Origin of the sequence: Mesorhizobium sp. M2A.F.Ca.ET.037.01.1.1 (assembly GCF_003998075.1) — a bacterium.
Taxonomy (GTDB): domain Bacteria; phylum Pseudomonadota; class Alphaproteobacteria; order Rhizobiales; family Rhizobiaceae; genus Mesorhizobium.
In genome coordinates this window covers 1-10,411 of sequence record NZ_RZSA01000112.1, presented here as the reverse complement: position 1 = coordinate 10,411, position 10,411 = coordinate 1, and the positions used below count along the sequence as shown (strand labels likewise).

The 10,411-nt window shown below is 63.8% G+C and carries 11 protein-coding genes and 1 pseudogene; all 12 read left to right on the top strand.

Annotated features, from left to right (window positions below; all coding sequences use genetic code 11):
* On the top strand, positions 1–639 hold a 639-nt coding region (locus EOA27_RS08500; RefSeq protein WP_127255947.1), incomplete at its 5' end, for a tRNA (guanosine(46)-N(7))-methyltransferase TrmB.
* A gap of 65 nt (positions 640–704) precedes the next feature.
* Positions 705–1,019 (top strand): DUF1778 domain-containing protein, encoded by a 315-nt coding sequence (locus EOA27_RS08495; protein WP_126079414.1) that lies wholly within the window; start codon positions 705–707, stop codon positions 1,017–1,019.
* 114 nt (positions 1,020–1,133) lie between these two features.
* Complete coding sequence (locus tag EOA27_RS08490) at positions 1,134–1,382, top strand: CopG family ribbon-helix-helix protein (RefSeq protein WP_040986247.1); 249 nt, start codon at positions 1,134–1,136, stop codon at positions 1,380–1,382.
* The gene (locus EOA27_RS08485) at positions 1,379–1,666 is read left to right on the top strand and encodes a type II toxin-antitoxin system RelE/ParE family toxin (protein WP_126079413.1); all 288 of its coding nucleotides are present in this window, start codon (positions 1,379–1,381) and stop codon (positions 1,664–1,666) included. Before EOA27_RS08490 ends, EOA27_RS08485 begins: the two co-directional genes overlap by 4 nt.
* Before the next feature lie 153 nt (positions 1,667–1,819).
* A complete protein-coding gene (gene rimP / locus EOA27_RS08480) occupies positions 1,820–2,446 on the top strand; it encodes a ribosome maturation factor RimP (RefSeq protein WP_126079412.1) in 627 nt (208 codons plus the stop codon).
* 46 nt (positions 2,447–2,492) lie between these two features.
* Positions 2,493–4,088, top strand: a complete 1,596-nt coding sequence (gene nusA / locus EOA27_RS08475; RefSeq protein ID WP_126079411.1) for a transcription termination factor NusA — start codon at positions 2,493–2,495, stop codon at positions 4,086–4,088.
* A 32-nt stretch (positions 4,089–4,120) separates the two neighbouring features.
* Positions 4,121–4,771: an RNA-binding protein gene (locus EOA27_RS08470; protein ID WP_126083567.1), complete on the top strand. Its 651-nt coding sequence runs from the start codon at positions 4,121–4,123 to the stop codon at positions 4,769–4,771.
* Complete coding sequence (gene infB, locus EOA27_RS08465; protein ID WP_126079410.1) at positions 4,768–7,356, top strand: translation initiation factor IF-2; 2,589 nt, start codon at positions 4,768–4,770, stop codon at positions 7,354–7,356. Before EOA27_RS08470 ends, infB begins: the two co-directional genes overlap by 4 nt.
* A 121-nt stretch (positions 7,357–7,477) precedes the next feature.
* On the top strand, positions 7,478–7,894 hold the full coding sequence (gene rbfA, locus EOA27_RS08460) for a 30S ribosome-binding factor RbfA (RefSeq protein ID WP_042647113.1): 417 nt from the start codon (positions 7,478–7,480) through the stop codon (positions 7,892–7,894).
* Positions 7,894–8,853, top strand: a complete 960-nt coding sequence (truB, locus tag EOA27_RS08455; RefSeq protein ID WP_126079409.1) for a tRNA pseudouridine(55) synthase TruB — start codon at positions 7,894–7,896, stop codon at positions 8,851–8,853. Before rbfA ends, truB begins: the two co-directional genes overlap by 1 nt.
* 46 nt (positions 8,854–8,899) lie before the next feature.
* Positions 8,900–9,956, top strand: a pseudogene (gene corA, locus EOA27_RS08450) (magnesium/cobalt transporter CorA).
* A gap of 254 nt (positions 9,957–10,210) precedes the next feature.
* The coding region (rpsO, locus tag EOA27_RS08445) for a 30S ribosomal protein S15 (protein ID WP_348639857.1) at positions 10,211–10,411 on the top strand (201 nt) is incomplete at its 3' end.

Here is a 10,411-nt window from a genome sequence, read left to right as displayed (position 1 = left end):
ACCATACGCCCGCAGCAGGCGATCGCCCTCGAAAGCGGCCTGCGCGAATACCGGCTCGACCTGACGGCGCAAGCGCCGGCTGACCTCAGCACCTTGTTCAAGGCGGAGGTTTCGGCACTTCAGCTGGAGATCGGCTTTGGCGGCGGCGAGCATCTTCTGCACCGCGCCAAGGAAGCGCAGGGGACCGGCTTCATTGGCGTCGAGCCCTTCGTCAACGGCATGGCCAAGATGATGACGGCGCTTGCCAAGAACCCGCTTGGCAATCTCAGGGTCTATGACGACGACGCCACGCGCCTGCTCGATTGGCTGCCGTCGGGCTCGCTCGACGGCATCGACCTGCTCTATCCCGATCCGTGGCCGAAGAAGAAGCACTGGAAGCGCCGCTTCGTCGGTGCCGCCAATCTCGGCCGCTTTGCCCGCGTCCTGAAGCCGGGCGGCAGGTTCCGCTTCGCCTCCGATATCGACAGCTATGTGAACTGGACTCTGCTTGCCTGCCGCGCTCACGGCGGCTTCGCATGGCAGGCTGGAGAGGCTGCGGATTGGCATAGACCTTATGAGGGTTGGCCCGGCACGCGTTACGAGGCCAAGGCCATCCGCGAAGGACGGCGGCAGGCTTATCTGACCTTTATCCGGAAATAGGTAGCCCGAGTCTCTGTATTGCATTTAGCGCTACAGGCTGCTGCATTGCCGATAAGGAGACAGCTATGGCCGCCCCGATCGAACGCAAGGAATACCGGATTTTGATGCGCCTGCCGGAAGCGGATGCGGCGATGATCGATCGCGCCGCCGGTCTCCGCGGCCGCTCCCGCGCGGATTTCGTGCGCGATGCCGCCGTGCGCGCGGCCGAGGATGTGCTGATGGACAACCGCCTTGTCCGCATGAGCCCGGAAGGGTTCGCTGCGTTCATGGAAGTCCTGTCGGCTGCGGCTGCTCCGTTTCCTGATATGGTGGAACTGGCGAAGCGGCCCGCTCCCTGGGAAGCTGGTATACCACGAAGCGCTGACCAGTGGCTTTGTTAGTTCCCAAACCGCTTACCGCAGTTCCACGGCGTGTCCAGATTTTCCGCTGGGGAGCCTCCATTGACGAACCACCCTGGTTCCACCACATTCATTGTGAACCACAATGGAGACGGGATGATGAGCGCCTTCACCGTACGGCTTCCCGATGAGACCGTGGCCAAGCTCGACCAATTGGCCGAAAAGGTGGATCGCTCACGCTCCTACGTGGCGGCCCAAGCGATCGAAGACTATGTCGCCAGGGAAGAATGGCAACTTGCCGAGATCGAGGCCGGCCTCGAGGAAGCTGATCGAGGGGAATTTGCAAGTGAGAAGGATCTGGCCGGCGTCATAGCGAAATACGTCAAGCCGGCCTCCGGGCGATGAAGCGGATCCGCTGGACAGAGCGCGCCGTGCGCCGTCTCGACCAGATTGGCGGTTTCATCGAAAAGGACAATCCAACAGCCGCGGCACGGGTCGTTGCCCGCATTGTTTCTGTCGTGGACAATCTTGCCGAACATCCGGCGATGGGCCGCGTCGGGCGGGTGAAAGGGACACGAGAGCTGGTCTTGGCTGATATCCCGTACATAATTCCCTACCGTGTTGTCGGCGACGAGATCGAGATACTCACGGTGATGCATGCAGCCCAGCGATGGCCACGCCAGCTGTAGATGCCGCTAGCCTTTTGCCTGCAGGCTTGAAACACCGGCGCCAATCGTCTATATCAGCCTCAAATTCTTGGTCGGTATGACGAAGAGTGGGTCCACCCGGTCCCGCTCTTTTTTATTACCTGCCGGCCGGAAGCCAAAAGCGACAGGGATTCAATGACTGCAGCGGCAAGCGAGGCCGACGACCGTATCATCCGCGAAAGCGGCATCGATGCGCGCATTGCGCTGATCATGCAGCCGGTGCTCAAGGCCATCGGCTTCCGTCTCGTGCGGGTGCAGTTGACCGGTCAGAATGGGCTGACGCTGCAGATCATGGCCGAGCGCGAGGACGGCACCATGACCGTCGAGGATTGCGAAGAGGTCAGCCGCGCGGTGTCGCCGGCCCTCGATGTCGAGGATCCGATCGAAAAGGCGTATCATCTTGAAGTGTCCTCGCCGGGTATCGACCGGCCGCTGGTGCGCAAGTCGGATTTCACCACCTGGACCGGTCACCTGGTCAAGCTGGAGACGTCCGTCCTCGTCGGTGACCGCAAGCGCTTCAAGGGCAAGATCGCCGAGGCCGACGCCGATGGCATCCTTATCGAGCGCGACAAGGCGGCCTATGGCGAGGAGCCGACGGTGCGCGTGCCTTATGACGCGATCGCCGAGGCCCGGCTGGTGTTGACCGACGATCTCATCCGCGATGCCCTGTCGAAGGACAACCGGGCGCGCAAGGAAGCAAGGAAACGCCGCGGCGAAGCGGAAGACGCCGCCGAGGAAAACGAAACCGAACAGGAAAGTTGATAGCGCCGCCGGGCCGCGTGTCCGAGGCGAAATCGGGAGAAAGACAATGGTTGTAAGCGCCAATAGGCTTGAACTGCTGCAGATCGCCGACGCGGTCGCGCGTGAAAAGTCGATCGACAAGTCGATCGTCATCGCCGCCATGGCCGATGCGATCCAGAAGGCGGCGCGCTCGCGCTACGGCCAGGAGACCAACATCCGCGCCGACATCAACCCGAACACCGGTGAGATGAAGCTGCAGCGGCTGATGGAAGTGGTCGATAAGGTTGAGGACTACGCCACGCAGATCGCGCTTTCCACGGCGCGCGAGCGCAACCCCGACGCCCAACTCGGCGACTTCATCGCCGAGCAGCTGCCGCCGATGGATTTCGGCCGTATCGCCGCCCAATCGGCCAAGCAGGTCATCGTGCAGAAGGTGCGCGAGGCCGAACGCGATCGCCAGTATGACGAATACAAGGATCGCATCGGCGAGATCGTCAACGGCACCGTCAAGCGCGTCGAATATGGCAACGTCATCGTCGATCTCGGCCGCGGCGAGGCGATCATCCGCCGCGACGAGCTGATCCCGCGCGAGAACTATAAGTATGGCGACCGCGTCCGCGCCTATGTCTACGACGTGCGCCGCGAGCAGCGCGGCCCGCAGATCTTCCTGTCGCGCACCCATCCGCAATTCATGGCCAAGCTCTTCACCATGGAAGTGCCGGAAATCTATGACGGCATCATCGAGATCAAGTCGGTCGCTCGCGACCCCGGCTCGCGCGCCAAGATCGCCGTCATCTCGCGCGATTCCTCGATCGATCCGGTCGGCGCCTGCGTCGGTATGCGCGGCAGCCGCGTCCAGGCGGTGGTCGGCGAATTGCAGGGAGAGAAGATCGACATCATTCCGTGGTCGCCTTCGGCCGCTTCCTTCATCGTCAACGCGCTGCAGCCGGCCGAGGTCGCCAAGGTGGTGCTCGACGAGGATGCCGAGCGCATCGAGGTGGTGGTGCCGGACGACCAGCTCTCGCTGGCCATCGGCCGCCGCGGCCAGAACGTCCGCCTGGCCTCGCAGCTCACCGGCTGGGATATCGACATCCTGACCGAGCAGGAAGAGAGCGAGCGCCGCCAGAAGGAATTCGTCGAGCGTTCGGCACTGTTCATGGAAGCCCTCGATGTCGACGAGATGGTCGGCCAGGTGCTTGCCTCCGAAGGCTTCACCAGCGTCGAGGAAGTCGCCTATGTCGACTCGGGCGAAATCTCCTCCATCGACGGCTTCGACGAGGACACCGCTTCGGAAATCCAGACCCGCGCCCGCGAATATCTGGAGAAGATCGAGGCCGAGCATGACGAAAAGCGCAAGGCGCTGGGCGTCAAGGACGAGCTGCGCGAGATCCCCGGCGTCACCACCGCCATGATGGTGACGCTCGGCGAGGACGGCGTGAAGACGATCGAGGACTTCGCCGGCTATGCCGCCGACGACCTGATCGGCTGGAAAGAGCGCAAGGACGGCGAGACCAAGGTCTATCCGGGCGTTTTGGCCTCTCACGGCGTCTCGCGCGCCGAAGCCGAGCAGATGGTGCTTGCAGCCCGCAAGCAGGCCGGCTGGATCACCGAGGAAGAACTCGCCGCCGAAGAGGCAGCAACCGGCGAAACCGTCGGTGCGTGAGGTGACCACCAATCGCAAAGCCCGTGGACGAGATGAACGATCGCACTTGCATCGTTACGCGCAGGCAGGCCGAAGCGGATGAACTGATCCGCTTCGTCGTCGGCCCGGATTCGGCCGTCGTTCCGGACATCAAGAGAAATCTGCCCGGCCGTGGTTGCTGGGTCACCGCCGATCGCCTACATATCGAGAAGGCAGCGGCGAAGAACCTGTTTGCCCGCGCATTCAAGGCGCAGGTGACCGTTCCGTCCGATCTCGGCGGCATGGTCGACGGGCTGCTCTCCAGATCCGCTCTGGGTATGCTTGGCCTTGCCCGCAAGGCGGGCGCCGTCGTTCTTGGCGCCGCCAAGGTCGAGGGTGCTGTGCGCGACGGGCAGGCGCTGCTCGTTCTGCATGCGGCGGAGGCGTCGGACGACGGTGTCCGCAAGATCAGTCAGGCGCGGCGGGCGACCGTCCATCTCGGCGGTCCCGCCATCCTTGCCTACAAACTTTTCTCCGAGGCCGAGTTGAGCTTGGCATTGGGGGGCACAAATGTGATACATGCTGCCGTCCTCGCGCAGGACGCGGGACTGGCGGTTGAGAAGCGCGTTGTTGCGCTCGACCGATATCGGGGCGGTACCCCGAACGATCTGGCAATGCTTGCGGCCGTTGCCGACGAAGATGATGCCGCAGAGGATATGGAATGAACGATACGAAATCGGGCGACGACAAGACGTTGAGCGTTACGCCGAAGAAGACCTTGACGCTGAAGCGCCCCGGCCTCGAGCAGGGCACCGTGCGCCAGAATTTCTCGCATGGCCGCACCAAGTCGGTCGTCGTCGAGACCAAGAAGCGCAAGTTCTCGCTGCCTGGCGACAAGCCGGAGCCGGTCGCGCCGTCCGTGTTCACGCCGAAGCCCGCCGCGGCCACCCCTGTCGCCGCCGCGCCTGTCGTGCAGGAAGCGCCGAAGGCGCCGCCTCCGCCGCCGGAACGTTCGGGCATGGTCCTGAACGAGCTGTCACGCGGCGAGATGGAAGCGCGCCGCAGGGCGTTGGAAGGCTCCAAGGCCCGTGAGGCCGAGGATCGCCAGCGCGCTCAGGAGGATGCCAAGCGCCGCGCCGAGGAAGAGGAGCGCCGCAAGCGCGAGCGCGACGAATCCGCGCGCCGTCAGGCCGAGGAAGAAGCGCGCCTGCAGGCCGAGGCCGAGTCGCGGCGTCGTGCCGAGGAAGAGGCTCGCCGTCGTGCGCCGCAGGCAGCCGATGTCGCTACGGCCGATGACGAGGAAGAGGCCAAGCCGCGGCGCACTGGTGCCGGCGGTGGCGCAGGCGCCAGCGCGCCTGCCCGGCGCCTTGCGACCCCGGAAGTGGCCCGCCCGGCCAAGCCGACCAAGGGCGAGGAAGATCGCCGCCGCGGCAAGCTGACGCTGAACACCGCGCTGTCGGACGAAGATGCGCGCGGCCGCTCACTGTCGTCGATGCGTCGCCGCCAGGAAAAATTCAAACGCGCGATGCACAATGAGCCGCGCGAGAAAGTCATGCGCGAAGTGATCCTACCCGAAACCATCACCATCCAGGAACTGGCGCAGCGCATGTCCGAGCGCGCCGTGGATGTGGTCAAGTACTTCATGAAGCAGGGCCAGATCCTGAAGCCGGGCGACGTCATCGACGCCGACACGGCCGAGCTGGTCGCTTCCGAATTTGGCCATACGGTCCGCCGCGTTGCGGAGTCCGACATCGAGGAGGGCCTGTTCAACATCGCCGACCGTCCCGAGGACCTGGTGTCGCGTCCGCCGGTCGTGACCATCATGGGCCATGTCGACCACGGCAAGACCTCGCTGCTCGACGCCATCCGCAACGCCAATGTCGTCTCCGGCGAGGCCGGCGGCATCACCCAGCATATCGGCGCCTACCAGATCGAGAAGAACGGTCAGAAGATCACCTTCATCGACACGCCCGGCCACGCCGCCTTCACGGCCATGCGCGCCCGCGGCGCCCAGGTCACCGACATCGCCGTGCTGGTGGTGGCGGCAGACGACAGCGTGATGCCGCAGACGATCGAATCGATCAACCACGCCAAGGCGGCCGGCGTGCCGATCATTGTGGCGATCAACAAGATCGACAAGCGCGACGCCGATCCGCAGAAGGTGCGGACCGAGCTGCTGCGCCACGAGGTGTTCGTGGAATCGATGGGCGGCGAGGTGCTGGACGTCGAGGTTTCGGCGACCAAGGGCACCAATCTCGACAAGCTGCTCGAAGCGATCCTGCTGCAGGCCGAAGTTCTCGACCTCAAGGCCAATCCTGACCGCACCGCCGAAGGCGCGGTGATCGAAGCCAAGCTCGACAAGGGCCGCGGTCCGGTCGCCACCGTTCTGGTGCAGACCGGCACGCTGATGCCTGGCGACATCATTGTCGCCGGCAACGAGTGGGGCCGTGTGCGCGCGCTTGTCGACGACCGCGGCGAGCACGTGCCGGAAGCGCCGCCGGCGATGCCGGTAGAGGTGCTTGGCCTTCAGGGCACGCCGCAGGCCGGCGACCGTTTCGCCGTCGTCAACAACGAGGCTCGCGCCCGCGAGATCACCGAATACCGTCAGCGCCTGGCGCGCGACAAGGCTGTGGCCAAGCATGCCGGCCAGCGCGGCTCGCTCGAACAGATGATGTCCCAGTTGCAGACGAGCGGGCTGAAGGAATTCCCGCTGGTCATCAAGGGCGACGTGCAGGGCTCCATCGAGGCGATCAACGCCGCTCTCGAAAAGCTCGGCAACGACGAGGTCAGGGTGCGGATCGTCCATTCGGGCGCCGGCGGCATCACCGAAAGCGACGTCTCGCTGGCCGAGACATCGGGTGCCGCGATCATCGGCTTCAACGTCCGCGCCAACGCGCAGGCCCGCACCGCGGCAGCGGCCGCGGGCATCGAGATCCGCTACTACTCGATCATCTACAACCTCGTCGACGACGTGAAGGCGGCCCTTTCCGGCATGCTTTCGCCGGAGCGGCGCGAGACCTTCATCGGCAATGCCGAGATACTCGAGATCTTCGACATCTCCAAGGTCGGCAAGATCGCCGGCTGCCGCGTCACCGAAGGCAAGGTCGAGCGTGGCGCGGGTGTGCGCCTGGTCCGCGACAACGTCGTCGTCCACGAAGGCACGTTGAAGACGCTCAAGCGCTTCAAGGACGAGGTTTCGGAAGTGCCGGGCGGCCAGGAATGCGGCATGGCCTTCCAGAACTACGAGGACATGCGCGTCGGCGACGTCATCGAATGCTTCCGCGTCGAGATGGTGAGCAGGACGCTCTAATTCGGGTATACTTGCCGAAATGAAACGGGCGGCGGCCGCAAGGCTGCCGCCCAGACCGCTCATGCATTTGAGACATGTGGCGTGGTCCCATCCCGCGCTTCACGATTTCAGGACCGAAGAAATGTCACGTTCGACAACGTCAGGCCCCTCCCAGCGCATGCTGCGCGTCGGCGAGCAGGTGCGTCATGCCCTTTCCGAAACGCTGCAGCGCGGCGAGATCATCGATCCGGTGATCGAGAACAGCGTCGTCTCGGTCTCCGAGGTGCGCATGTCGCCCGATCTCAAGATCGCCACCGCCTTCGTCTCGCCGCTTGGCGCGGCTGACGACAATGCCGTGGTCGAGGCGCTCAACAGGCACGCGAAGTTCATCCGCGGCCGTGTTTCCGGCGCGTTGAGGCAGATGAAGTATATGCCGGAGTTCCGCTTCCGGCTCGACACCTCCTTCGACAATTTCGCGAAGATCAATGAACTGCTGAAATCGCCCGAAGTGGCGCGCGATCTCGGCGACGGCAAGAACAACGACAAGGACGAGGAATAGTGGCGCGCCGCGGCAAGAAGAAGGGTCGGCCGGTCTCCGGCTGGGTGGTGCTGGACAAGCCGGTCGGCATGGGCTCGACCGAAGCGGTCTCCAAGGTCAAATGGCTGTTTCAGGCCGAGAAGGCCGGCCATGCCGGCACGCTCGATCCGCTGGCCTCCGGCATGCTGCCGATCGCGCTTGGCGAAGCGACCAAGACCGTTCCCTACGTGCAGGATGGCGCCAAGGTCTACCGCTTCACCGTCGCCTGGGGCGAGGAGCGCTCGACCGACGACCTCGAAGGCCCGGTGACCAACAGCTCCGATCGGCGCCCGGCCGAGGCCGAGCTGCGGGCGCTGCTGCCGAAATACACCGGCGTCATCATGCAGACGCCGCCGCAATTCTCGGCCATCAAGATCGCCGGCGAGCGCGCCTATGATCTCGCCCGCGACGGCGAGACGGTCGAGATACCCGCGCGGGAAATTGAAATCGGCCGTTTGGATATTATCGAGCATAGTGCCGACAAGACCGTCTTCGAGGTCGAATGCGGCAAGGGCACCTATGTGCGCTCGCTGGCGCGCGACATGGGCCGCGATCTCGGCTGCTTCGGCCATATCGCTGAATTGCGCCGCGTCGAGGTCGAGCCGTTCACGCCTGACGATTTCGTCACGGTTGCCGAACTGGAAGCGGCCCGTTTCGGCGGCAAAGCCGAAGCTGTTCAGGACGAATCCGAGGCGCCGGTCGATTTCAGCGCCATCGACGCGCTGCTGGTCGAAACGGCGGCGGCGCTCGATTGCCTGCCGCAGGTCGCGGTCAGCGACGACGCGGCGACGAAGATCCGCCTCGGCAATCCCGTCATCATTCGCGGCCGCGATGCGCCTGTCGAGGCGGAGGAGGCCTGCGCCACCGCGCGCGGCAGGCTCGTCGCCATCGGCGCCATCGAGCAGGGCATGTTCAAGCCCAAGCGGGTCTTTGCCGGGTGAATCCGGTCGTCTAAGCTCCACTGGGTGCCGACGCTTCAGGGATCTCATGGCCAGGGCTGATACAGGCAACAAGAGGGCGACGCTGAGAATCCGCCGGCCGCCGGTCGGGGCGTCGCCCGGCACGCTGATCGCCGATCCGGCGGCGCGGCGCAGCGAGCTTCGGCTAACATTGATCTCGCCGCAGAAATACGAAACCATCGACAATGCCTCGATCGACGACCTCAACACCCATTGCCAGAAATGGCCTGTCGTCTGGCTGGACTGCACGGGGCTTGCCAACATTCCGCTGATCGAGGAGATCGGCCGTATCTTCAACCTCCACCCGCTGGCGCTCGAGGACGTCGTCAACACTGGACAGCGGCCCAAGGTGGATTTCTTCGAGGACCATGCCTTCGTCGTCATGCGCATGATCGACGATGTCACCTCGCATCGCTACGAGCAGATATCGCTGTTCTTCGGCCGGAATTTCGTCGTCACTTTCCAGGAACGCGAGGGCGATCCGTTCGATCCGGTGCGCAAGCGCATCGCGGCCGCGATGCCGAACCGGCTGCGCTCGCGCGGCGCCGATTATCTTGCCTATGCGCTGATCGATGCCATCGTCGACAGCTATTTCCCGCCGATCGAGGCGGCGAGCGAATTGGTCGACGGCATCGAGGACGAGATGCTGAACAAGCCGCACAAGCATCAGATGCGGCAGTTGCATGAACTCAGGCGCGACGCCAACGTGCTCAAGGGCGTGCTATGGCCGATGCGCGATGCGCTGGCGACGCTGATCCGCAACGACGTGCACGCTCGACCATTCGCTGCGGCTGATCGAGCTGGTCGAGAACCAGCGCGACATGCTCACCGGCCTGATCGAGATGCATCTCTCGCTGTCCCAGGCCCGCACCAACGACGTCATTTCCTATCTGACGATCGTCTCGGTGATCTTCATGCCGCTGACCTTCCTGGTCGGCGTCTGGGGCATGAATTTCGATCCGGAAAGCTCGCCCTGGAACATGCCCGAGCTGAAGGCCTATTACGGTTATCCGGTCTCGCTACTGTTCATGGCGGTCGTCGCGGTCGGTTTGATCGCGTTCTTCAAATGGAAGAAGTGGCTCTAAAGCGCGTCGCGATGAAACGGATTCAGGCGACGCGCTTTAGGTCTTTGTTTTTGATGCATGTCGTTGTCCCAGAACCGCCGCACACTTCTGGGCGACATGCATTGGCCTTTGAATTCCCCCGTTTTCGCCGCCGGAACCTGCGACAAGCCGGCTTGACAATTGGGCTGGTGTTTTTTCCGGAATTGCACTATATGCGCCGCAGCTTCGCGCCCTGACGCGTCGCTTGCACTGGCCCCTGCTGGACGACATCCCGGCTGTGGGCGTCCCGTTTCCTCCAACAGATAAGGAAAAACACGATGTCGATTACTGCCGAGCGCAAGAAAGAACTGATGACCGAATTCGCGACTGCGAAAGGCGATACCGGATCTCCGGAAGTCCAGGTTGCCATTCTTTCCGAGCGCATCAAGAACCTGACAGAGCATTTCAAGGACCACAAGAAGGACAACCATTCCCGC

What these genes read in the sequence shown, in the direction of transcription:
- nusA (WP_126079411.1), top strand. Translation starts at nt 2,493, where the DNA reads ATGGTTGTAAGCGCCAATAGGCTTGAACTGCTGCAGATCGCCGACGCG.
- EOA27_RS08470 (WP_126083567.1), top strand. Translation starts at nt 4,121, where the DNA reads ATGAACGATCGCACTTGCATCGTTACGCGCAGGCAGGCCGAAGCGGAT.
- EOA27_RS08495 (WP_126079414.1), top strand. Translation starts at nt 705, where the DNA reads ATGGCCGCCCCGATCGAACGCAAGGAATACCGGATTTTGATGCGCCTG.
- rimP (WP_126079412.1), top strand. Translation starts at nt 1,820, where the DNA reads ATGACTGCAGCGGCAAGCGAGGCCGACGACCGTATCATCCGCGAAAGC.
- EOA27_RS08485 (WP_126079413.1), top strand. Translation starts at nt 1,379, where the DNA reads ATGAAGCGGATCCGCTGGACAGAGCGCGCCGTGCGCCGTCTCGACCAG.
- EOA27_RS08490 (WP_040986247.1), top strand. Translation starts at nt 1,134, where the DNA reads ATGATGAGCGCCTTCACCGTACGGCTTCCCGATGAGACCGTGGCCAAG.
- infB (WP_126079410.1), top strand. Translation starts at nt 4,768, where the DNA reads ATGAACGATACGAAATCGGGCGACGACAAGACGTTGAGCGTTACGCCG.
- rbfA (WP_042647113.1), top strand. Translation starts at nt 7,478, where the DNA reads ATGTCACGTTCGACAACGTCAGGCCCCTCCCAGCGCATGCTGCGCGTC.